This is a genomic window from Streptomyces endocoffeicus (genome assembly GCF_016741935.1).
Lineage (GTDB): Bacteria > Actinomycetota > Actinomycetes > Streptomycetales > Streptomycetaceae > Streptomyces > Streptomyces endocoffeicus.
In genome coordinates this window covers 416,857-438,155 of record NZ_JAERRG010000003.1, presented here as the reverse complement: position 1 = coordinate 438,155, position 21,299 = coordinate 416,857, and the positions used below count along the sequence as shown (strand labels likewise).

The 21,299-nt window shown below is 69.9% G+C and carries 21 protein-coding genes; 11 read left to right on the top strand and 10 right to left on the bottom strand.

Annotated features, from left to right (window positions below):
• Positions 1–71: 71 nt before the first annotated feature.
• From JK364_RS12100 to JK364_RS12085, 4 genes are all read right to left on the bottom strand, one after another.
• Positions 72–1,085, bottom strand: coding sequence for an LLM class oxidoreductase (locus JK364_RS12100; protein ID WP_201850515.1), 1,014 nt, complete (start codon positions 1,083–1,085; stop codon positions 72–74).
• 110 nt (positions 1,086–1,195) lie between these two features.
• Complete coding sequence (locus JK364_RS12095; protein ID WP_201850511.1) at positions 1,196–2,020, bottom strand: aldo/keto reductase; 825 nt, start codon at positions 2,018–2,020, stop codon at positions 1,196–1,198.
• Positions 2,021–2,069: 49 nt separating this feature from the next.
• Positions 2,070–2,495, bottom strand: coding sequence for a GlcG/HbpS family heme-binding protein (locus JK364_RS12090; protein ID WP_201850509.1), 426 nt, complete (start codon positions 2,493–2,495; stop codon positions 2,070–2,072).
• A gap of 161 nt (positions 2,496–2,656) precedes the next feature.
• Positions 2,657–3,862, bottom strand: coding sequence for an MFS transporter (locus tag JK364_RS12085; protein WP_201850507.1), 1,206 nt, complete (start codon positions 3,860–3,862; stop codon positions 2,657–2,659).
• A 179-nt stretch (positions 3,863–4,041) separates the two neighbouring features.
• Between JK364_RS12085 and JK364_RS12080 the strand changes: the two genes are divergently transcribed.
• Positions 4,042–4,545, top strand: a complete 504-nt coding sequence (locus JK364_RS12080; RefSeq protein WP_201850748.1) for a MarR family winged helix-turn-helix transcriptional regulator — start codon at positions 4,042–4,044, stop codon at positions 4,543–4,545.
• 2 nt (positions 4,546–4,547) lie between these two features.
• On the opposite strand, the gene JK364_RS12075 is transcribed toward JK364_RS12080, so the two are convergent.
• Positions 4,548–5,486: a LysR substrate-binding domain-containing protein gene (locus JK364_RS12075; RefSeq protein WP_201850505.1), complete on the bottom strand. Its 939-nt coding sequence runs from the start codon at positions 5,484–5,486 to the stop codon at positions 4,548–4,550.
• A 143-nt stretch (positions 5,487–5,629) separates the two neighbouring features.
• On the opposite strand from JK364_RS12075, the gene JK364_RS12070 reads away from it, so the two are divergent.
• Both JK364_RS12070 and JK364_RS12065 read left to right on the top strand, forming a co-directional pair.
• On the top strand, positions 5,630–6,640 hold the full coding sequence (locus JK364_RS12070) for an aldo/keto reductase (protein ID WP_201850503.1): 1,011 nt from the start codon (positions 5,630–5,632) through the stop codon (positions 6,638–6,640).
• A 40-nt stretch (positions 6,641–6,680) separates the two neighbouring features.
• Positions 6,681–7,109, top strand: coding sequence for an SRPBCC family protein (locus JK364_RS12065; RefSeq protein WP_201850501.1), 429 nt, complete (start codon positions 6,681–6,683; stop codon positions 7,107–7,109).
• 52 nt (positions 7,110–7,161) lie between these two features.
• On the opposite strand, the gene JK364_RS12060 is transcribed toward JK364_RS12065, so the two are convergent.
• Positions 7,162–8,163, bottom strand: coding sequence for a LacI family DNA-binding transcriptional regulator (locus JK364_RS12060; RefSeq protein WP_201850499.1), 1,002 nt, complete (start codon positions 8,161–8,163; stop codon positions 7,162–7,164).
• Between the two features lie 312 nt (positions 8,164–8,475).
• Complete coding sequence (locus JK364_RS12055; protein WP_201850746.1) at positions 8,476–9,606, bottom strand: RNA-guided endonuclease InsQ/TnpB family protein; 1,131 nt, start codon at positions 9,604–9,606, stop codon at positions 8,476–8,478.
• A gap of 50 nt (positions 9,607–9,656) precedes the next feature.
• Here JK364_RS12055 and tnpA point away from each other — a divergent pair, with 50 nt between their 5' ends.
• The 5 genes from tnpA (at position 9,657) to JK364_RS12030 (ending at position 15,707) form a co-directional block, all read left to right on the top strand.
• A complete protein-coding gene (tnpA, locus tag JK364_RS12050) occupies positions 9,657–10,085 on the top strand; it encodes an IS200/IS605 family transposase (RefSeq protein ID WP_201850498.1) in 429 nt (142 codons plus the stop codon).
• Between the two features lie 99 nt (positions 10,086–10,184).
• Positions 10,185–10,844 (top strand): MFS transporter, encoded by a 660-nt coding sequence (locus JK364_RS12045; RefSeq protein WP_201850497.1) that lies wholly within the window; start codon positions 10,185–10,187, stop codon positions 10,842–10,844.
• A gap of 471 nt (positions 10,845–11,315) precedes the next feature.
• Positions 11,316–13,352 (top strand): flavin monoamine oxidase family protein, encoded by a 2,037-nt coding sequence (locus tag JK364_RS12040; RefSeq protein WP_201850496.1) that lies wholly within the window; start codon positions 11,316–11,318, stop codon positions 13,350–13,352.
• The gene (locus JK364_RS12035) at positions 13,349–15,196 is read left to right on the top strand and encodes a thiamine pyrophosphate-binding protein (RefSeq protein ID WP_201850491.1); all 1,848 of its coding nucleotides are present in this window, start codon (positions 13,349–13,351) and stop codon (positions 15,194–15,196) included. Before JK364_RS12040 ends, JK364_RS12035 begins: the two co-directional genes overlap by 4 nt.
• A gap of 4 nt (positions 15,197–15,200) precedes the next feature.
• Positions 15,201–15,707: an inclusion body family protein gene (locus JK364_RS12030; RefSeq protein WP_201850489.1), complete on the top strand. Its 507-nt coding sequence runs from the start codon at positions 15,201–15,203 to the stop codon at positions 15,705–15,707.
• A gap of 85 nt (positions 15,708–15,792) precedes the next feature.
• Here JK364_RS12030 and JK364_RS12025 read toward each other — a convergent pair whose 3' ends face one another.
• From JK364_RS12025 to JK364_RS12015, 3 genes are all read right to left on the bottom strand, one after another.
• Positions 15,793–16,584: a heparin lyase I family protein gene (locus JK364_RS12025; protein ID WP_201850488.1), complete on the bottom strand. Its 792-nt coding sequence runs from the start codon at positions 16,582–16,584 to the stop codon at positions 15,793–15,795.
• Between the two features lie 121 nt (positions 16,585–16,705).
• Positions 16,706–17,557: a PaaX family transcriptional regulator gene (locus JK364_RS12020; protein WP_201850487.1), complete on the bottom strand. Its 852-nt coding sequence runs from the start codon at positions 17,555–17,557 to the stop codon at positions 16,706–16,708.
• A gap of 80 nt (positions 17,558–17,637) precedes the next feature.
• Entirely contained in the window at positions 17,638–18,057 is a 420-nt protein-coding gene (locus JK364_RS12015; RefSeq protein WP_201850486.1) for a RidA family protein, read from the bottom strand.
• A 124-nt stretch (positions 18,058–18,181) separates the two neighbouring features.
• On the opposite strand from JK364_RS12015, the gene JK364_RS12010 reads away from it, so the two are divergent.
• Genes JK364_RS12010 through JK364_RS12000 form a run of 3 tightly spaced genes read left to right on the top strand, consistent with a single transcriptional unit; the run spans position 18,182 to position 21,298 of the window.
• Positions 18,182–18,667: a cupin domain-containing protein gene (locus JK364_RS12010; protein WP_138912206.1), complete on the top strand. Its 486-nt coding sequence runs from the start codon at positions 18,182–18,184 to the stop codon at positions 18,665–18,667.
• Positions 18,664–19,566, top strand: coding sequence for an acyl-CoA thioesterase (locus tag JK364_RS12005; RefSeq protein WP_201850485.1), 903 nt, complete (start codon positions 18,664–18,666; stop codon positions 19,564–19,566). The genes JK364_RS12010 and JK364_RS12005 overlap by 4 nt, the downstream gene beginning before the upstream one ends.
• Before the next feature lie 40 nt (positions 19,567–19,606).
• Complete coding sequence (locus JK364_RS12000) at positions 19,607–21,298, top strand: AMP-binding protein (protein WP_201850484.1); 1,692 nt, start codon at positions 19,607–19,609, stop codon at positions 21,296–21,298.
• The last annotated feature ends 1 nt before the right edge of the window (position 21,299 follow it).

Below are 21,299 nucleotides of genomic sequence, written 5' to 3'. Positions count from 1 at the left end.
CCCAGGCTGGGACCTTTTTTCTCATGAGATGAACGCTGTGTCTACTGCACGGGACAAACGAATGTGGCGAGCTACCCCGCCGCAAGCCCCTCGGCGGCGACGGGCGAGGGAAAGTGCGGCAGTACGTGGTCGGCGAGTTCGGCCAGTACGTCCTCGACGGGGCGGTCGTTCGGCCGCAGGTTGAACGCGACATGGGCGACACCGAGGGCGGACATCTTCTCCAGGTGCTCCACGAGGCCCTCCCGGCCGGTGCGCAGGCCGAGCCGGATGGTGGTGGCGGGGGCCGCGGGGTCGGGCAGCAGGTCGAGCATCATGGGGGTCAGATAGGGCTTGGGGCGGTCGGCCGTCAGCCGCCGCCACTGCTCCGTCTTCAGGCGGAGCGCTCCGAGGTCGCGGGGGTAGTTGAGGCTCGCGTCCACGTGTTCCGCGATCCACTCCGGGCTCTGCTGGGCGTTGCCCGCGACCGCGATCGGGATGGTCCCGTCGGTGGGCTTGGGCAGGACGTCGAGTTGCCGGTCGGGGGTGAGGCCGAGCTGGGGCAGGTCCAGCCCCTGGCCGGTGGGCGGGGTGGCCCAGGCGGTGCGCAGCACCTCGACGCCGGTGCGGAAGGTCTCGGCGCGGGTGGTGAACTCGACGCCGAAGAGCGGGTATTCGACCGGACGGTCACCACTGGCCAGGCCGAGGATGAAGCGCCCGCCGGACAGGACGTCCACGGTCGCCGCCGCCTTGGCGACCAGAAGTGGCCTGCGCAGTGGCAGAACGACGGCCGCGGTGCCGAGGACGGCGCGTTCGGTGATCGCCGCGAGATGTCCCAGATGGGTGAAGGTCTCGAACACCGACCCGGCGTCGCCGAAGTTCACCGGGTCGTACAGCGGGACGTCACGGACCCACAGGGCGGCGAATCCGGACCGGTCGGCGAGGCGGGCGAGTTGGGCGTGTGCGTCGAGGGACGGCACGCCGAACGGGCGGCCCGCCTTCCGGTCGGCGGCCAGCCGGGACTGCCCCCAGTCGTTGTCCAGGGGGAGTTCCAGGCCGAGGGTGAGGTGGCCGCCGGGGTGGGTCAGGCGGCTGAGGGCAGTGGACATGACGCGAAGACGGCTTCCAGGAGAGGGGAAACGGGGGCCAAAGCGAGCCGCGCCGCTGCGGCCGACTGATCAGCACGGCCGCGGCGGCGCGGTCGAGTGGGGGGGCGGGGTCAGTTGAGGGTGTCGGGGTCCGGCCCGGTGCGCTCCCCACGGTCCAGGGCGTTGATCGCCTCGATGTCCTCAGAGGTGAGGGTGAAGCCGAAGACGTCGATGTTCTCCCGGATACGGGCGGGGGTAACGGACTTGGGGATCACGACGTTCCCCAGCTGAAGGTGCCAGCGCAGCACCACCTGGGCGGGCGTCTTGCCGTGCCGCCGCGCTATCGCGGCGAGGGCGGGGTCCTGGAGCAGGGCGCCCTGGGCCAGCGGGCTCCACGCCTCGGTGGCGATGTTGTGCTGGGTGTGGAAGGCCCGCAGCTCTCCCTGCTGGAGGTAGGGGTGCAGCTCGACCTGGTTGATGACCGGGACCACACCGCTGTGGTCCAGCAGCCGCCCCAGATGGGCGGGCTGGAAGTTGGACACGCCGATGGCGCGGGTGCGGCCGTCGGCCAGCAGCTTCTCCAGGGCGCGCCAGGTGTCCAGGTAGCGGTCGCGGGCCGGGGTGGGCCAGTGGATCAGGTAGAGGTCCACATAGTCGGTGCCCAGCTTGGCCAGGCTGGCGTCGAAGGCCGTGAGGGTGGAGTCGTACCCCTGGTCGGCGTTCCACAGCTTGGTGGTGAGGAACAGCTCCTCGCGGGAGACGCCGGACTCGGCCAGGGCACGGCCGACTCCGGCCTCGTTGCCGTAGATGGCCGCGGTGTCGATGGAGCGGTAGCCGGCCTCGATGGCGGAGAGCACCGCGCCGGTGGTCTGCTCGTCCTCCACCTGGAACACACCGAAGCCCAGCTGCGGGATCTCGAGGCCGGTGTGGAGGGTGACGTTGGGTACGGAGGTCATGGTGTCCTTCGTCGGTTCGTGTGTTTTCCGTGGTTGTGGTTCGGGGGTGTCAGCCGAGAGTCGCGACCGCGGTGGTGGCGATCTCGTGGTCCTGCTCGGGAGCGCCGCCACCCACGCCGATCGCGCCGATCAGCCGGCCGTCGCGGTGCACCGGGACCCCACCGGCGAGGAACAGCAGCGGGCGGTCGAGGGCGGTGGGCAGGGTGTGGAAGGCGCCTCCGGGCTGGACCGCGTCGACCAGGTCCGCGGTGGGGGCGTCCAGCTGGAGCGCGGTGAACGCCTTACGGGTGCTGGTCTCCCCCGCTATCAGTACGGCCCGGTCGTCGCGCCGGAAGGCCAGCAGATGGCCACCGGCGTCCACGACGCTGATCGCGGCCGTCACCCCGGCCGCCTCGGCGGCGGCGCGGGCGGACTGGAGGAGGGCCTCGGCGTTCTGGGTGGTCAGCGGGGCGACGGCGGTCTCGGGGGTGCTCATGGCGGGATTGGCTCCTTGATGGTGACGGTGTTGTTCGGTGTGCGGTGGCGTCAATGCCGGGTGCCGGGTACCGGGTGGCGGGTGGCGGGTGCCGGGTGCCGGGTGGCGGGTGGCGGGTGCCGGGTGCCGGGTGGCGGCAGTGCCAGGTGTGTGGGGTGGCGTCAGTGCCGGCCGGTCAATGCGCGGGCCGGCTCGGTGGTGGCACCGTCGTGGCCGCGGCGGGCGTCGCGGCGCTCCAGGGCGGCCGAGAGGACGGCGAGGACCAGGGCGGATCCGGCGAGGATGGCGCCGACCCAGTTGGGCGCGGTGTAGCCGAGTCCGGCCGAGATCACCAGGCCGCCGAGCCAGGCCGAGAGCGCGTTGCCCAGGTTGAAGGCGCCGATGTTGACGGCGGAGGCGAGGGTGGGGGCACCCGCCGCGTAGTCCAGCACCCGCTTCTGCAGCGGGGGCACGGTGGCGAAGCCCAGGGCGCCGACCAGAGCGATGGACACGGCGGCCGCGATCTTGTTGTGGGCGGTGAAGGTGAACGCGGCGAGGACCAGCGCGAGGGCGCCCAGCGACACGTACAGCATCGGCATCAGCGCCCGGTCGGCGAACCGGCCACCGAGGAGGTTGCCGCCGACCATGCCGAGGCCGAAGAGGACCAGCAGCCAGGTGACGGAGGAGTCCGCGAAGCCCGCGACCTCGGTCATCATCGGCGCGATGTAGGTGATGGCGGCGAAGACACCGCCGAAGCCGAGCACGGTCATCGCCATGGCCAGCAGCACCTGTGCGTTGCGGAAGGCTGCCAGCTCATGGATCAGGTGCACACCCTCTGGCTTGGGGATGTCGGGAACGAGCTTGGCGATGCCCGCCAGGCCGATCACGCCGAGCCCCGCGACGATGAAGAAGGTGGTCCGCCACCCCAGCGACTGGCCGATCGAGGTGCCGAGCGGCACGCCGACGACGTTGGCGACGGTCAGGCCGGTGAACATCATCGAGATGGCTCCGGCCTTCTTCTCGGGCGCGACCAGGTCGGCCGCGACGACCGATCCGATGCCGAAGAACGCGCCGTGCGCGAAGGAGGCGACGATCCGTCCCACGGCCATCACGCCGAAGCTGGGGGCGAGCGCGGAGAGCAGATTGCCCACTACGAACAGCCCCATCAGCAGCATCAGCATGTGCTTGCGGGAGATCTTCGTACCGAGCGCGGTCATCAGCGGCGCGCCGACCATGACGCCGAGCGCGTAGCCGGTCACCAGGAATCCGGCGGTGGGGATGGACACATCGAAGTCCCCGGCGACCTCGGGCAGCAGCCCCATGATCACGAACTCGGTGGTTCCGATCCCAAAGGCCCCGATGGCGAGGGCCAGCAGTGCGATGGGCATGAAAGTTCACTCCAAGTGATTGCTACCGCCCTTTACGAGCAACCACAATACTTGCAGACGCAGTAATTGCAAGCGCGCTATATTGCTGGTGCTGTGTATCACGTCACCGTCACCGCCGCGGGCCCCCGACCGGGCCCCGCCCCACCCCGCATCAGGAGGCACCCATGACCACACCGCCCATGACCACACCGGACCCCGTCGCCACTCCCCTCGCCCAGAGCTGGTGCGCCCTGTCACTGCTGCACAGCAGGATCGAGACGCATCTCGAGGGGGCCCTCCACACCCGCCATGAGCTCAGCGCCCGCGAGTACGCGGTGCTGGACGTCCTGAGCCGACAGCACGACGGGGACAACGGCCATCTGCAGATGAAACAGGTGGCCGACGCGGTCGCCCTCAGCCAGAGCGCCACCACCCGCCTGGTCGCCCGGCTCGAGGACCGCGAACTCCTCTCCCGCTACCTGTGTCCCACCGACCGGCGCGGGATCTACACCAATGTCACCGAGGCCGGGCTGCTCCTGCTCGGCCAGGCCCGGCCGACGTACGAAGGCGCCCTGCGCGAGGCGCTCGACCTGGCGGCGCGGGACCCGAGGCTCACCACCCTGGTCACGGCCGTGGCCTCGTTGGAGGCGTCGCCCCTCGACGCCTCGGCACTCCGCATTCCGGGGTGTGAGCTCCCCGGCTGACCTCACACCCCGGAGGCGAGGCCACCGGCCGGCGGCGCCGCGCCCAGCTCCCGCTCGTCCGACAGCACCGTCTCGCGGAACGAGGCGACGACCGGCCGCAGATCGACGTGGTGCCAGACCGCCCACAGCTGGACGGACGCCTCGTGCCACGGCAGTGTGCGCACGGCCACGGCCTCCGTGGCGCCACGCACCATGCTCTTCTGCACCAGCGCCAGCCCGAGGCCGGAGGCCACCAGGCCGAGCGCCGTCAGGGGATCCGCGGCGTCGAGCCGGATATCGGGCGCGAAGCCCGAGGCCACGCACGAGGCGACGAACGTGTCCCGCCACACCGGGTCGCCCGGCTCCTCGACCGCGATCCACGGCTGCCCGTCCAGATCCTTCGCCGAGATCGTCTCCTGAGCGGCCAGCGGGTGGCCCGCCGGAAGGACCAGCAGCAACGGGTCCTCCAGCAGCGACGCGGCGCGCAGCACGGGGTCGTCGCGGTCCGGCGGCTCCCGCACCAGGGCGATGTCCAGGCTGCGCTGGCGCAGCCCCTCGAACTGCTCGGCCGCGGCCATGCTGTACAGCGCGACATGGATGCCGGGGCTCTCCTCCTGGAGCCGGCGCAGCGCGCCCGGCAGCACACCGGTGTGCATGGCGTCGGCCACGTAGCCGATGCACAGCCCGCCCTCCTCGCCCCTGCCCAGCCGACGGCCCAGGTTCTCCAGCCGGTCGGCGTGGCGCAGCAGCGCCCGTGCCTCGCTGAGGAAGATCGCACCGTCGCGGGTGAGCCGGATGCGCTGCTGGCTGCGCTCGAACAGGGTCAGGCCGAGGTTCTTCTCCAGCTGAGCGATCTGCCGGCTGAGCGGAGACTGGGAGATATGGAGTTGCTCGGCGGCGCGGCCGACGTGTTCGGTCTCGGCCACGGCGCTGAAGTAGCGCAGTTGTCGCAGGTCAAGCATTTAAGACCTCCGAGGACTCAAGTATATCCAAGAGAGTCTTGGACAGTCTGAAGTCCCGATCCTAACGTCGAAGGCGAACGAACGGCGGACCGGCCGAGAGCCATGAGTCCGTCCCTTCCCCCTTCTCTCCGCAAGGACACTTCATGACCATCACGTCTCTGCTCCCGGGCCGCCTCGGACTGGGCACGGCCCCGCTGGGCAGCATGTTCCGCGACGTCTCCGACGAGGAGGCCGCCGCGACCGTCGACGCCGCCTGGGACCACGGCATCCGCTACTACGACACCGCCCCCTTCTACGGTGCGGGCCTGGCGGAGATACGCCTCGGCGACGCGCTCGCCGGGCGTCCCCGCGACAGTTACGTGCTCAGCACCAAGGTGGGTCGGGTCATCCTCGACGAGGTCGAGGACCCCGCCGCCCGTGAACTCGGCGAGAAGGGCGGTCTGTTCGAGCACGGCCGTCCCAACAAGCTTGTGCACGACTGGACGGCCGATGCCACCAAGCGGTCCATCGAGGACAGCCTGCAGCGCCTGCGCACCGACCGGCTCGACATCGTCTGGGTCCATGACGTGGCCCAGGACTTCCACGGAGACGAGTGGCTCGCCGTCTACGAGAGTGCCCGCACCGGCGCCTTCCGCGTCCTGCAGCAGCTGCGCGACGAGGGCGTGATCAAGGCGTGGGGGCTCGGCGTCAACCGCGTCGAACCCATCGAGCTCACCCTCGACCTGGACGAGCCGAAGCCGGACGCCTTCCTGCTCGCCGGGCGCTACACCCTGCTGGACCACGACCGCGCCCTGCAGCGCCTGCTCCCCACGGCGGCCGACCAGGGCGTCAGCCTCGTCGTCGGCGGCCCCTACAGCTCCGGCATCCTCGCGGGCGGCACCCACTTCGAATACCAGGACGCGCCCGCGCACATCATCGAGAAGGTGGCGCGCATCAAGGAGCTCGCCGAGCGGCACGGCGTCAGCGTCAAGGCCGCCGCCCTGCAGTTCTCCCTGGCCCACCCGGCGGCCGCCGCCGTGATCCCGGGCGCCACCCGCCCCAGCCGTATCGCCGAGGATGTCGCGGCCCTCGACGAGACCATCCCCGCGGCGTTCTGGGCCGAACTCCGCGAGGCCGGGCTGGTCTCCCCCCTCGCGCCCCTGCCCACCGCCTGACGATCCCCCTCCCCTCCCCCCACCCCGACAGGAGCAACCCATGGCCTCCACCACCGCCACCCTCGACCTACCCGTACCACCGGACCGGGTGTGGCAGCTCATCGGCGGCTTCGACGCGCTGCCCGACTGGCTGCCGTACATCTCCGAGAGCGTCGCCGCCGAGGGCGGCCGCGTCCGCCGGCTGCGCAACGAGGAAGGCGGCGTGATCGTCGAGCGGCTCGTGGCCTTCGACGACGCGGCGCGCTCGTACAGCTACGCCATCCTGGAGGCGCCGTTCCCGGTGACCGACTACCTCTCCACGCTGCGCGTGCGCGAGGTCCCCGGCCGGTCCGACGCATCGCGCGTCGAATGGTCCGGGTCGTTCACCCCCACCGGCGTCAGCGACGACGAAGCCGTCGCGCTCTTCCACGGCATCTACGCCGACGGGCTCGCCGCCCTGCGCAACACCCTGGCGGGCTCGGCCGCCTGACGGACCGCCACACCGGGCACACGACGAGCCGCCCGGCGGCCCCGAAACGCCGTCAGGAAGCGGGCGTATGGGCGGTGGACCGCCGGATCACCAGCTCGGCCGGGAACTCGCGGCGCCGGGCGGGCAGCGTGCGGTCCTCGATCCGCTCGATCAGCATCCGCACCGCCATCCGCGCCATGTCCGTGATCGGCTGCCGCACCGTGGTCAGGCCGTACGCCTCCCACGCGGCCATGGCGATGTCGTCGTACCCCACCACCCAGACGTCCTCGGGGATCCGCACGCCCAGCGAGATCGCGCCGTCCACGGCACCGAGGGCGGTGAGGTCGTTGGCGCAGAAGACGGCGGACGGGGGCCGCGGGCCGTCGAGCAGTTCGCGCATCGCCGCGCGCGCCGTGTCGTGGGAGAAGTCCCCCGGCCGCACCAGCTCGGGCGCCAGTGGGTGCCCGAGCTCGTCGAGCGTCTCGCGGAAGCCGCGCTCCCGGTGGAGCGCGGTGCTGGCCGACTGCGGTCCGCGCAGAAAGCCGATGCGCTCGTGTCCGGCCCGGACCAGGTACCGGGCGGCGAGCCGCCCCCCGGCCACGTTGTCGGCGGTGACCTGGTCGCAGCCGATGTGGTCAAGACCCCGGTGGAGCAGCACCACGGGCTCGTTGTGCTGCAGCGCCTCTTCGAGCGGCTTGGACATCTCCGTCACCGTGGTGAACAGGAGGCCGTCCACCGCGCCCTCGCGGATGGCCTCGAGCGCGCCGGCCTCGCTCGGGCCGGTGGCGTTCCACAGCGTCATCCGCTGCCCGGCGCGGCCGAGTTCATCGCCGACCGCTTCCAGCAGCTGCGGATAGAAGGGGTTGGTGATGTCCGCGACGACCACGCCGATCGTGCCGGCGCGCCGGGTGCGCATGGCCCTGGCGGCCGCGTTGGGGTGGTAACCGGCCTGCTTCATGGCGGTCAGTACGCGTTCCCTGGTCTCCGGGGAGACCCTGGCGCTGCCCTGCAGCACCCGGGAGACGGTCGCCTGCGACACTCCGGCCAGCCGGGCCACGTCCTGGCTGGTGACCACAGCTCCTCCGTAGCGCCGGATCCGCGGGGCCGCGTCCGGTCCCGGCGGTGCTTATGGGTGTTTACGTAGTCATCCTAGCGGCGCGCCCAGCGCCGCCCCGCCGGGGCCGTCGGCAAAAGATCCCCCAGGTGCATGTTTACGTATTCACAACGAGGGCGTACGGTCCCATGAATACGTAACCATGCGTCCGAGAGGGCGCCGAGAGATTGGCTCCGTCATGGTCCTGACCGTCAACTTGACCCGGTCCTGAAGGACCGGGTTTGGAGGTCGTGCCCAGCTGGCTGCAGGGTGGACTCCTCCGTCCAGACACCCCTATGGGGTGGCAGGGACGCGTGACTCACGCCCCGCATTCCACACACTCTCGCCACGGGTGGCGATGTTGCGGGAAGCGTTCCGGTCAGCGTGGGCAACGACCCCGCACCCCCGGCAGATGAAAAGCCCCTGGTCGACACGGTTTCGCTTGTCGACGTGGCCACACTCGGCACACGTCTGCGACGTGTACGCGGGACCGACGAAGACCAGGGGCACCCCGGCCCGCTTGGCCTTGTAGACGATGAAGTCTCCGAGCTGGGCGAATGCCCAGGAGTGGAGTGCGACCCGTTGGGGCTTGCGGAGCCGTACCCGGTTGCGGATGCCCTTGAGTTCTTCGAGGGACAGGCCGCGTCCGGTGCGTTCAGCCTCGGTCACGATCGTCTTGGAGATGATGTGGTTCTGGTTGGCGGCGTGCCGCGCCTCTTTGCGGGCGCGGGCCTTGAGTCGCCGCTTGGCGCTCTTGGTGCGCTTCTTCTGGAGCTTGGCACGCAGGGCGAGCTGTCGCTTGCGGTACCGGTTGAGCCCCCGCCCGGCGGCGAGGTAGCCGGTGGAGGCGGTGGCGATGTTCTCGATCCCGAGGTCCACGCCGATGAAGCCGTCCGGTTCGTACTGCTCGGCCTCGGGCACGTCGCAGGTGGCGACGAGGTAGAACACGCCGTCGCGCTCGATCAGGTCGGATTCGCCCTGCCGGTGCGCCTGGAGCATCTTGAGCGCGTCCGGGGAGCACACGAACGGCACGTTCTTGACCCGGCCGTCCACGGTCCAGATGGACACCGTCCGCTGGTCGTACCGCCAGCTCAAACACCTGTCATCATACGGCTGCGCGGCCTGGGGCCGAAACGTGATCGGCTTGGACTCGGCCTTGCGACGACGCTTCGAGCCTTCCTTGCCGAGATTTCCGGCACGGATGTTGGCCTTGAGTGTGGTGTACGAGTCGCGCACCTTCTTGATGACGTGTTGCGCGGCCTGCGCTCCCAGCCCACGGGCTTTGAGTTCGGCGTAGGTGTGGTTGCGCAGCTCGTATTCACGCGGCACGCCGTGCTCGAACGCCACCTCCGACACCCAGTTCGCGGCGTCATTGACCGTGCGCAGGGTGCGCTCAAGTACGGATGCCTGCACGGCGTCCGGCATGAGCTTGACCTGCGTCACGATCTTCACAGGCGTGATCGTAGCATTGATCTATGTCACCACGCTGGGAGCCAAATCCCGATGTCCGCATGGGACGTAGCGTCGTCTGCACCCTCCACGCACACTTGGTCTTCACCCCCAAGTACCGGCGCGGACCATTCACCGACGAGATCCTTCGGCGCTGCGAAGAGGTCATGCGCGACGTGTGCACCGACTTCGGCGCGGAGCTGCGGGAGTTCAACGGCGAACGCGATCACGTGCACCTGCTCGTGCACTACCCGCCCAAGGTCGCCATCTCCCGACTCGTAGGCTCCCTCAAGGGTGTCTCCGCCCGGCGCCTGCGGCAGGAGTTCCCAGCCCATATCCGTAAGTACCTGTGGGGTGAGCACTTTTGGTCGCCGTCCTACTTCGCCGCCTCATGCGGGGGCGCCCCGCTCGCCGTCATCAAGGATTACATCGAGAGCCAAAAACGTCCCAGCTGAGGTCAGCGCAGACGCGTGCGCCCGCGCGGGTCAGAGCAGCGTCAAGAAGCGCTTCCTCCCGGGCGTGAACGCCCAGGGTCCCGGCGACCCCTGGTCGACGTGGTGCGCAAGCACCCCAAGGAGGTGCTGATCGCCATCGGTGCCCGGTTCGCGGAGGGCGGCAACTACTACATCTTCACCGTCTTCATCCTCACCTACCTCTCCGAACAGCTCGATCTGTCACGGCAGGTGGGACTGACGGGGGTGATGATCGCCGCCGCGGTGGACATCGCGGTGATCCCGCTGTGGGGTGCGCTCTCGGACCGGGTGGGCCGCCGGCCGGTGTTCATCGGGGGCGCGCTCTTCATGGCGGCCTTCGCGGGACCGTTCTTCCTGATGGTCGACACCCGGTCGCCGGTGCTGATCTGTCTGGCCCTGGTCCTGATGATGGCCCTGGGACATGGCGCGGTGTTCGGCCCGCTGGCCGCGTTCTACGCCGAACTGTTCCCCGCCCGGGTCCGGTACAGCGGAGTGTCGGTCGGCTACCAGGCAGGCAGTGTGGTGCTCGGCGGCTTCACCCCGATGCTGGCCACGTCGGTGGTCCTGTGGAGCGGCGGGGCGTCCTGGAGCCTGATGGCCCTGGTGGCGGCGGGTGCCCTCATCGCCGCGGCCACGATGGCGGTCGCTCCCGAGACCTTCCGCCGAAGCCTGGACGCGGAGGCCGGTGCGGCCGCTCGGGACGGCGCGGTGAGCCGGGAAGCGGTGACGACTCCGACGTAAGTCCCATACAGCAGTTGAGCGGGTTTCCGGCGCGCCGGAAACCCGCTCAACTCATTTCCCGTACGCCACGTCCTTGACGGCCTGAAACCAATTCGGATGGGCGGTCGGACCCATCGGAATGGGTTTCTGAAAGGCACCCGAGCGGCCATAGGTATCGCTGCGGCGCGCCTTTCTTCATTATCGGGCAGCAGTTCGACGTCCGTCCATATCTCGAACATGGCCGACCCGGCCCCGTTGCGCCCATCGTCGCGAGGGCCACCGAGTTCGCCGAGGCCCTGACGCCACCGCGCCTCCCTTCCCCTTCGACCCCTGGTGAAGCACCCGTCCCAGCCGGATCTCGGGCTCCGTCCAGGGAAAATCCAGCAAGTCGAAATTCCGTCAGTCACCAGGTCCGCCCTTTTAGGACTTTACCCATACATTACCTTTTGAAAGAAACGAGAAATCGTTTCTTCAAATCTACGATCGCAAGCTATGACCGACGCTCCACGCGAAAACTCCGCCACCCGTGCGCGCTGGCAGACCTGTCTCAAGCTGGCCCGCGAACTCCTCCTCATCGGACCGGACAACACCGACCTCAAACTCGGCTATCTCCACACCCTCATCGACACGGGCAGCCTCGGCGTCACCCGCCACCCCCGCAAGAAGATCCTCATCATCGGCGCCGGGATCACCGGCCTGGTGGCCGGCCGCCTGCTCAAGGACGCGGGCCACGACGTCACCATCCTCGATGCCAACACCGGCCGTGTCGGCGGGCGCGTCAAGACCTTCCGCACCACCAAACACCACCAGCCGTTCGACGACGCCGCCCAGTACGCCGAGGCCGGCGCCATGCGGCTGCCCGACTTCCACCCGCTCGTCCTCGCCCTCGTCGACAAACTCGGGCTCGGCCGCCGCCTGTTCTACAACGTGGACGTGGACCCCGCCACCGGCAGCGGGCCCGATGTCCCCGTCCCCCCGGTGACGTACACCTCCTTCACCGGCCGCACCTGGACCTACGGCGACGACAGCCCCGACTTCCGCGCGCCCGACAAGCGCGGCAACACCTGGATCCGCACCAACCGCGTCCAAGTGCGGCGCGCCGACTACAGCGCCGTCCCGGAGAAGATCAACGAGGGTTTCCACCTCACCGACGACGAGGTCCGCGCCCCCGCCGTGCGGATGGTCGACGACGCGCTGGAGAGCGTGCGGGACTACTACTCCGACGTGGTGGACGGGAAGCGGGTCAACAAGCCGCTCGAGGAGTGGATCGAGGGCTGGGCCCGGGTGATCCGTGACTTCGACGGCTATTCGATGGGTGGCTTCCTGCGCGACTACGCCGGGCTCAGCGACGAGGCCATCGAGGCGGTCGGAACGCTGGAGAACATGTCCTCGCGGCTCCATCTCTCCTTCTTCCACAGCTTCCTGAGCCACACCGACATCAGCCCCGGTGTGCGGTACTGGGAGATACCCGGCGGCAGCTGGCGGCTTCCGGACGCCCTCCACCGGGGTCTGCGCGACGAGGTGCGGTTCGGTCACCGCATGATCCGCCTGGAGTACTTCGACCCCAGCCGCGACACCACGCCCGAGGGCACCGGCGCCGTCGGACCCGACGGATGGGGCGTGGCCGTGCAGACCGTGGCCGAGGACAACCCGGCGGGTCCGACGCGCCTGTGGACCGCGGATCTGGCCATCGTCGCCATCCCGTTCTCCACCCTGCGGTTCGTGGAGATCGTCCCCTCGATGTCGTACAAGAAGCGCCGCGCCATCATCGAGACCCACTACGACTCGGCCACCAAGGTGCTGCTGGAGTTCAGCCACCGGTGGTGGGAGTTCACCGAGGACGACTGGCGAGAGGAGCTCGACAGCATCACACCGGGCCTCTACGAGTACTACCAGCGCGGCGGCGGGACCGGCCCCGATCCCGTTCCCGCGCTCGCCGAGGCGGGCCGCGACCTGCTCGGCGCCGCGGTCAAGGACAGCGGGGTCACCGAGGAGTTACGCCAGGTCAACAGCGTCATGCCACTGCGCGGCCCGGCCGTGCGCCCCGCCACCCACTGCTTCGGTGGCGGCTCCGCCACCGACAACCCCAACCGGTTCATCTACTACCCCTCGCACCCGGTCGAGGGCAGCACCGGCGGTGTGGTGCTCGCCTCGTACTCCTGGTCCGACGACGCCGCGCGCTGGGACTCCATGCGCGAGGTGGAGCGCTATGTCTACGCCCTGCGCAACCTCCAGGCCCTGCACGGCCGCCGCATCGAGGTGTTCTTCACCGGTCTGGGCGCCACCAAGAGCTGGGCCCGCGACCCGTACGCCTTCGGCGAGGCCGCCACGTACACCCCACACCAGATGACCAGCTTCCATCTGGACGCCTCCCGCCCCGAGGGCCCGGTGCACTTCGCCGGGGAGCACACCTCCCTCAAACACGCCTGGATCGAGGGCGCCCTGGAGAGCGCCATCCGCGCCGCCACCGCCGTCCACCAGGCACCGCCGCTCACCACCCCGGGCCCGGACCAGGAGGGCGGCTCATGACCGCCATCACCCCCGAGTGCACGGTCGCCCGCTATCTGGCCCGCCGCCTGGCCGAGCTGGGCATCACCCATCTGTTCGGGGTGCCCGGCAACCACCTCGGCCCGTTCCTCACCACTCTTCGGGCCGAGGGCGACGTCGAGTGGGTCGGCACCCCCACCGAGGGCGGCGCGGGCCAGGCCGCCGACTCCTACGCCCGTCTCCATGGCATCGGCGCGGCCGCGGTCACCTACAGCGTCGGCGCGTTCAACCTGCTCAACGCCTGTGGCGGGGCGTATGTGGAGCACGTCCCGCTCATCGCCATCAACGCCTGCCCGCCGTACGAGCAGTGGCAGAACTACCGCGCCCTCGGCCTGCTCACCTCCCATATGAGCCCGCGCCGGGAGAGCAACCTGGACGCCTACCGGCAGGTCACGGTGGAGGCGCAGGTCATCTCCAATCCGGGCCTCGCCCCGGGCCAGATCGACGCCGCGCTCACCGCCTGTCTGTCCGAGCGCAGGCCCGTCTATCTGGAGGTGATGGAGGATCTGTGGGACGAGCCGTGTGCCGTCGCCGAGCAGCCGCTGCTGCGCCGCGAGCGGCCGTTCAGCGCGCGCAACCAGGCCATGCTGGCGGGCGCCGTCGCCGCGATCCTCACGCTGGTCGAGGAGCACCCCGGCCCGGACGGCAGGCCCCGGCCGATCGTATGGGCGGGCGAGGAGGTCGAGCGGTTCCGCCTCGACCGGCAGCTCTCCGACCTGACGCAGGCCACCGGGGTGCCGTTCTGCACCACCGTCGGCGCCAAGGCCGTCCTCGACGAGCGGCTGCCGCAGTTCCACGGTGTCTACAACGGCAAGGCCAGCCACCCGGATGTGCACTCGGTCTTCAAGGACTGGGCCACCTGCCGGATCGGCCTCGGCACCTGGTCCACCTCGAAGAACCTCGGCGGTGAACTGTCTGTCGGCACGGACTGGGTGGTGGCGGCCCGGGGCGGTGTCAGCGTCGGCACCCAGTACTTCCCCGACGTCCAGCTCGCCCGGCTGATACCGGCCCTCCAGGACGCGCTGGTGGCGCGCTTCGGCTCCGGTGGCCTGACCGCCGACTACTACGCCGAGGCCCACGCCCACCACGGCGCAGCCGAGGACCGTCCCGCCTCCCTCGAGGACCACCGCGCCACGACGCTCCGCGCCGGCGGCTCGTCGTCCGGGTCCGGCGAACGGCTCACGTACGACGGGGTGTTCGACCGGATCAACCACTTCCTGGCCAAGGAGACCCGGGAGAGCTGGACGGTGGTCTCCGACGCCGCGTTCTCCCTCATCGGCTCGATGAACCTGACCCTGCCGGCGGGCGGCTTCCTGTCCCAGGTCAGCTGGCTGTCCATCGGCTGGTCCGTGGGCGCGGCCACCGGCGCGGCGCTCGCCCCCGAGCGCGGCCACGCCCGCCCGATGGTGTTCGTCGGCGACGGCGCCTTCCAGGAGACCTGCCAGGAGATCTCCACCCACACCAGGCTCGGGCTGCGGTCGGTGGTGTTCGTGATGGACAACGGGCACTTCTACGGCATCGAGCAGATGCTGGTGCACCCGTCCTACTACGCGGACCGGGACTCCCACGGCGCCGATGACACCGATGGCGCGGACTTCTACAACGTCCTCCACCCGTGGCACTACGAGCGGCTGGCGGATGTCTTCTCGGACAAGAAGACCCCGGCGCACGGGGTCAGCGTGGCGTACGCCGCCGAGCTGGACGAGCTGCTGGCCCGCCTCACCGACCCGACCGACCCGGTCAATTCCGGACCACTGCTGATCCGGGTCCGCCTGCACCGGCACGACTACCCGCGGGCCATGGCGTACAAGGTAAAAGGAGAGTAGGAAAATGTCGGAGATCATCAATGTATTGATCGCGTTCGACGCGTACTCGATCGCCAAGCGGTATCCCGACGCGTCAAAGGACTACAACGAGCCGACGTATGTCGACCAGAGCCTGATCTATATGACGACGCGCCAGGACCGCGTCGTCGGCACCTCGGGTGCCGAGCTGAACTTCCGCGCCAACCCCAGGGACATCATCCGGTGGCGCGAGACGACGCTGTCGCTCAACAGCGAGTACTGCGCCTTGCTGTACCGGTACGTGAGCGCCGACCCGCTCATCAGCACACCGCGGGTCGTGATCGGCGACGGCACCTATCCGATCCCGAAGGACGGGGCCACCGACCGGCCGGACTTCGACACACAGGACTACGAGGATCACTTCTGGGAGGCGGACGTCAAGAAGATCGGCGAGGTCACCTACCACTTCTACTTCCAGATCCTGGACAGCGATCAGCAGCTGGTCGGGTACTTCCAGTGGGACCCGTTCATCACCATCGAGAAGCGATCCTGACGGTCCTCCCCGCGGTCGGGTAGCGGCACGTCCCGTAGGCGGCGCGGGTGTCCGCACCGCCTACGGGACTCCGGCCCGACCGTAGTCACCAGTTGGCGGGCTCGGCCAGGCTGTAGGAGTTGGCGATGCGCGCCTGGTCATGGAAGACGGAGAGCTCCGACGGGCCCGCGGGCAGGTTCTCGCGCCAGCCCGTGCAGTAGATCCCGGACGACCAGCGGACCGTGTTCGACGTCTTGGGCAGCACGGTGACACCGGTCCTGCTGTACTTCTTCACGCCGTTGACCCAGATCTCGAAGGCGCCGTCGGTCGCGTGGAACTTCAGGCGGGTGACGATCCGGATCCAGGTGCCACGCAGATCGGTCACCTTGGCGACGTTCGCGCTGATGCCCCCGGACCCGCCGATGCGCAGCTCGTCGTTCTGGATGAACATCAGCTCCCAGGGGCCCTCGGGATCCTCGGGCGACCACTGCTGGAAGGTGACGTTCTGGTTGTGGAACTGCCAGTTGGGGGCGAGGTAGACGGCCTGGCCGTAGTAGCGGTCCTGGCCGACGGCCTGGGTGGAGGCCTGTATGGTCTCGGAGTGGTAGCCGCCGCCCTCGTTGATGTACGTCTGCTTGGCCTCGATGGCGTTGCCGCCCTTGTAGGCGGGGGTGGTGACATTACGGATGACGCCTTGCTTCTGGGGCTTCTGCGGGTAGTTGGACCACCCCTCGACGGTGCCCTCGTTCTGGAAGTAGACCCCGGCGGGCAATGCCCGGACACCCGCGTCGCTCCGGGCTCCGGCCGTCGCGGTGCCACCGCTGAGGGCGAGGCCGCCGACCAGTGCGCCGGCGACGCAGAGCAGGTGGATCCGTTTGCAGACCCGTTTCGCTAACATCCGATCAATCCTCTCGGAGAGCCTTGCTCAGGTCTGAACTTTTCGCAGAAGCTACCGCCTAGAGGATGACGCGTCCACATCAAGAGGAAGATAGGTCCGATGACAGCGCCAGATTCAACGTCTAGCGCGCATGGACGACCCCCGCGGCGTGGGTCGCCGCGGGGGCACTCAGCAGGGTGTGGAGCCGGTCGAACAGTTCGCCCGCGGCCACGCCGTTCCACTCCGGCGGAAGCAGCTCCAGGGGGAGCCCCGGGTCGCGGTAGGGCATGCGCCGCCACTGGGTCAGCATCGGTACGTAGGTCCGGAACGCCTCCAGTGGCCGTGGCTCGCGGCGCGTCACGGCGTCCAGCACGGGGCCGTACCGGTGCCGGAAGTCCGCGTACATGGCGGTGAGTTCGTCCAGATCCCACCAGGAGCGGACCTTCTGCCGCGGGTCCCCGAAGGCCACGTGGTCGCCGGTGAAGATGTCGACGTACGCGGACAGCTCCCGGCGTTCCAGGGTGCGCCGCGCCTCGTCCGCCAGGTGTCCGGGGGCGATCCAGACGCCTGACGCGGCGGTGCCGAAGCCCAGTCGGGTCAGGGCCGTCCGCAGGGCGTGCCGCTTCTCGCGCTCGGACTCGGGCACGGAGAACACCACGAGGACCCAGCCGTCCTCGCGGGACGCCCTGGCCTGCCGGAAGATGCGTACGTCCCCCTCGGCGAGCGTCTGCAGGGTCGAGCCGGCGAGTGAGTATCCGGCGACGCCCTCGCGGCGCTCGCCGCGCAGCACCTCGCGGCGTTTCATCCGGGAGACCGAGGACCGCACAGCCCGGCTCTCCACGCCGAGGTCCGCCATGAGGCCGATCAGCGAGGCGACCGAGAGCCAGTTGTGCTCGCCCCGGGCGTAGAGGCCGTAGAGCGTGAGGATGAGCGGGGCGTGGCGGGACTCCCGTTCGCCCGCCACGGTGGTGGCCGGTGTCGTCTGCGCGGTCATTCCCGGCACCCTAACGTCTGGCGCGGCGATGGTGATCACCCGCTCTCGCCGGGGCGTCGCGGAGGGAGGCGGTCTCCCTCCTACGCGCGCGGCGGCACGAGTCGTTCCTCCGGTATCACGGCCACACCCAGGATCTCGATCATGGCTTCGGGCTGCCACAGCGCCGTGCAGCCGATGCCCGCCATGGCCGGGTAGACGGACCCGGCGAGCTCGCGCCAGACCTTGCCGATCTCCTTGCCGTGCGCCTGGTAGTCGGGGATGTCGGTGAGGTAGATGGTCACGCTCACCAGGTCCTCGGGCCGCCCGCCGGCCTCGCGCAGCGTGGTGAGCAGATTGCCGAACGCCTGCCGGAACTGCTCGACGATACCCCCCGGAACGATCCTCATGTCCGCGTCGAGGGCGGTCTGTCCTCCCAGGTGGAGGGTGTTTCCGGCGAGTGTTCCGTGTGAGTAGCCGCTGGGTGCCGGCAGGGTGCTCGGGTTCACGGGGACGGGGGTCATGGGGCCTCCGGCTCGGTTGTGTTCCGTCCTGTCCCACGGCCGGGCAGGTGTATTGACTTTAGATGACGACCGTGAGAAACACGAGACATCGGATCCTGGTCCCCGACTGAACGGAGCCGACCCCATGGAGCCCGATCTGAGCAAGTACCGCCTCGAGGGCGACAATTCGATGTACCGGCTGCCCAGCGGCATCGTCGCCCCCGTGGTGACGCGCGGCGGCCTCGAGAGCGCCAACACCGCCGACTCGGGCGGTGCCGTCCGCGTCTCGGGCGTGAGCATCCAGCACACCCCGGCCACCCGTCTGTGGTTCGGCAAGGTCAGCAATGAACCGGGCTATCGCTCGGTGACCCATCACCACGGCGAGGCCGAGACCGGCGGCTATGTCCTGTCCGGCCGGGCCCGCATCTACTTCGGCGAGGAGCTCCGGGACTACGTCGACATGGAGGAGGGCGACTGGGTGTTCGTGCCACCGTTCATGCCGCACGTGGAGTGCAACCTCTCCCGCACCAAGCCGCTGACCTGGATGACCACCCGGACACCGGAGAACATCGTGGTCAACCTGCCCGATATCGCCGACACCGAGCTGCGCGACTGGCTGGACCGCCGATGACCCCGACGCCCCCCACCTCGGCCGTCTTCACCGCCGCCGTCACCCTCAAGCCCACCCAGCCCGAACACTTCGACCTCGCCTTCACCGCCACCACCCAGCCCTGCCCCTGGCCCAAGGCGTACGGCGGCGATCTGGTGGCCCAGGCAGCGGCGGCGGCCATGCGGTCGGTGACCGACGGCAAGTCGCCGCACTCGATGCACAGCTACTTCCTGCGCCCCGCCGACATCGGCGCCGAGGTGCGCTACGAGGTGGAGGTGGTGCGCGACGGCCGCGGCTACAGCACCCGGCAGGTGCGCGGCTATCAGAACGGCAAGCCGCTCTACGTCTGCCTGGCCGGATTCGCGGCGGGCGAGGCCGGTGCGGACTTCCACGCCGGCTTCGGCGAGGACGTGCCCGCCCCGGAGGACCTGCCCAGTTCGGCGGAGTACCTCGCCGAGCGCGACGGCGGCTCCATGACCGAGGAGTCCAAGGCGTACTGGTCCGGCGGCCGCGGCTTCGACATGCGGCACGTCCCCGGCCCGGTCTATCTCACCGTCGAGGGAGAGCGCCTTCCGCACCAGGCGGTCTGGCTGAAGCCCTTCGACCCGCTGCGCCCGGTCGACGGGCTGACCGACGCCCAGCGGGACCTCGCCGCCCTGGCGTATGTGTGCGACTACACGATCCTCGAACCCGTGCTGCGGGTGCTCGACCTGCCCTGGGCCAGACCCGGACTGGTCACCGCGAGCCTCGACCACGCGATGTGGTTCCACCGCCCGGGGCCGGTGGACGGCTGGCTGCTCTACGTCCAGGAGGCCGTCGCCGCCGACGCGGGCCGGGGCCTGGGCACGGGGCGCTTCTACACGCGCGATCACCGCCACCTGGCCACCGTGGTCCAGGAGGGCCTGATCCGCCCCACCTGATCCGCCGCTCTCCCCGGCGGGCTCCCGGAAGGACTCTTCCGTGACTCTTCCGCTCCCCCTCTCGCCCTCGGCCCACCTCGACACCTTCACCCGCGACCAGTTGCCCCCCGCACATCTGTGGCCGACCCTCGAGTTCACCACGCCGGAGCTGCGCTACCCGGACCGGCTCAACGCGGCCACCGAGCTCATCGACACCCCCGCCGCGCTGTTCGGCCCCGGCCGCCCCGCCCTGCGCACCCCGTCCGGTGAGGTGTGGACGTACGGCGAACTGCTGATCCGCGCCAATCAGGTGGCCCAGGTGCTCACCGAGGACCTGGGCCTGGTGCCGGGGCGGCGCGTCCTGCTGCGCTCGCCCAACAACCCCTGGACCGTGGCGGCCTGGCTCGGTGTCCTCAAGGCCGGTGGCGTGGTGGTGACCACGATGGCCGCCCTGCGCACCCGGGAGCTCGTCCCCGTGGCCGAGCGCACCCTGCCGTCGATCGCCCTGGTGGACCACCGGTTCGCCGCTGACGTCCGCACGGCCCGGGACACCGCGCTGCCCGGACTGGCAGTGGTGGAGTACGGCGGCGGCGGCCCGGACGATCTGGTGGCCAGGGCCGCGGACAAGTCCGGTGAGTTCACCAACGTGGACACCGCCGCCGACGACGTGGCGCTGCTCGGCCCCACCTCCGGATCCACCGGCGCGCCCAAGATCACCATGCATTTCCACCGGGACATCCTGTCCATCGACAACACCTTCGGCCGCCACACCCTGGGCCTGGTCCCGGACGATCTGGCGGCCTGCACCGCGCCTCTGGCCTTCACCTTCGGCCTCGGCATGCTGGTCGTCTTCCCGCTGCGGGCCGGAGCCTGCGCCCTGCTGACGGAGTCCGCCACTCCCCCGCACCTCGCGGAGCTGGTGGCGCGGCACGGCGTCACCGCCCTGGCCACCGCGCCCACCGCCTACCGGGCGATCCTGCGCGAGGGCGCCGAGCGGCGGCTGGCCGGGCTGCGCGTCGGCGTGTCCGCGGGCGAGCACATACCCCGCGCCACCTGGCAGGAGCTGCGTGAGCACATAGGCCTGAGGATCATCGACGGCATCGGCGCCACCGAGCTGCTGCACATCTTCATCTCCGCGGCCGGAGACGACATCCGGCCCGGCGCCACGGGCAAGGCGGTCCCCGGCTACCGCGCCACCGTACTCGGCCCCGACGGCACGGAACTCGGCCCCGGGGAGCCGGGCAGACTCGGGGTCATCGGCCCGGTCGGCTGCCGCTATCTGGGCGGCGAGCGCCAGCGGGACTACGTCCTGGCCGGCTGGAACATCACCGGTGACATCTTCCACCGGGACGACGACGGCTACTTCCACTACCACGCCCGCAGCGACAGCATGATCGTGTCCTCCGGGTACAACATCGGCGGCCCGGAGGTGGAGGCCGCCATCGACACCCACCCGGACGTCGTGGAATCCGCCGTGGTGGCCCGCCCCGACGCCGAGCGCGGCTCGATCGTGTGCGCCTTCGTGGTGCTGCGGGACGGTGTGCCCGGCGACGCGGCCAAGGCGAAGGAGATCCAGGACCACGTCAAGCAGGTCCTGGCGCCCTACAAGTACCCGCGCGAGGTGCGGTTCCAGAGCGCCCTGCCGCGCAACACCAGCGGCAAACTGCAGCGCTTCAAGCTGCTGCGCACGGCCGCCGAGGACGAGCCGGCCACCCCGGACGAGCCGGCCGCCGAGGCCGTCGCCGAGAGTTGAG

What these genes read in the sequence shown, in the direction of transcription:
- JK364_RS12015 (WP_201850486.1), bottom strand. Translation starts at nt 18,057, where the DNA reads ATGACCCCCGTCCCCGTGAACCCGAGCACCCTGCCGGCACCCAGCGGC.
- JK364_RS12055 (WP_201850746.1), bottom strand. Translation starts at nt 9,606, where the DNA reads ATGCCGGACGCCGTGCAGGCATCCGTACTTGAGCGCACCCTGCGCACG.
- JK364_RS12035 (WP_201850491.1), top strand. Translation starts at nt 13,349, where the DNA reads ATGACCGCCATCACCCCCGAGTGCACGGTCGCCCGCTATCTGGCCCGC.
- JK364_RS12080 (WP_201850748.1), top strand. Translation starts at nt 4,042, where the DNA reads ATGACCACACCGGACCCCGTCGCCACTCCCCTCGCCCAGAGCTGGTGC.
- JK364_RS12075 (WP_201850505.1), bottom strand. Translation starts at nt 5,486, where the DNA reads ATGCTTGACCTGCGACAACTGCGCTACTTCAGCGCCGTGGCCGAGACC.
- JK364_RS12100 (WP_201850515.1), bottom strand. Translation starts at nt 1,085, where the DNA reads ATGTCCACTGCCCTCAGCCGCCTGACCCACCCCGGCGGCCACCTCACC.
- JK364_RS12085 (WP_201850507.1), bottom strand. Translation starts at nt 3,862, where the DNA reads ATGCCCATCGCACTGCTGGCCCTCGCCATCGGGGCCTTTGGGATCGGA.
- JK364_RS12070 (WP_201850503.1), top strand. Translation starts at nt 5,630, where the DNA reads ATGACCATCACGTCTCTGCTCCCGGGCCGCCTCGGACTGGGCACGGCC.
- JK364_RS12090 (WP_201850509.1), bottom strand. Translation starts at nt 2,495, where the DNA reads ATGAGCACCCCCGAGACCGCCGTCGCCCCGCTGACCACCCAGAACGCC.
- JK364_RS12005 (WP_201850485.1), top strand. Translation starts at nt 18,664, where the DNA reads ATGACCCCGACGCCCCCCACCTCGGCCGTCTTCACCGCCGCCGTCACC.
- tnpA (WP_201850498.1), top strand. Translation starts at nt 9,657, where the DNA reads ATGTCACCACGCTGGGAGCCAAATCCCGATGTCCGCATGGGACGTAGC.
- JK364_RS12010 (WP_138912206.1), top strand. Translation starts at nt 18,182, where the DNA reads ATGGAGCCCGATCTGAGCAAGTACCGCCTCGAGGGCGACAATTCGATG.
- JK364_RS12040 (WP_201850496.1), top strand. Translation starts at nt 11,316, where the DNA reads ATGACCGACGCTCCACGCGAAAACTCCGCCACCCGTGCGCGCTGGCAG.
- JK364_RS12025 (WP_201850488.1), bottom strand. Translation starts at nt 16,584, where the DNA reads ATGTTAGCGAAACGGGTCTGCAAACGGATCCACCTGCTCTGCGTCGCC.
- JK364_RS12020 (WP_201850487.1), bottom strand. Translation starts at nt 17,557, where the DNA reads ATGACCGCGCAGACGACACCGGCCACCACCGTGGCGGGCGAACGGGAG.
- JK364_RS12065 (WP_201850501.1), top strand. Translation starts at nt 6,681, where the DNA reads ATGGCCTCCACCACCGCCACCCTCGACCTACCCGTACCACCGGACCGG.
- JK364_RS12030 (WP_201850489.1), top strand. Translation starts at nt 15,201, where the DNA reads ATGTCGGAGATCATCAATGTATTGATCGCGTTCGACGCGTACTCGATC.
- JK364_RS12095 (WP_201850511.1), bottom strand. Translation starts at nt 2,020, where the DNA reads ATGACCTCCGTACCCAACGTCACCCTCCACACCGGCCTCGAGATCCCG.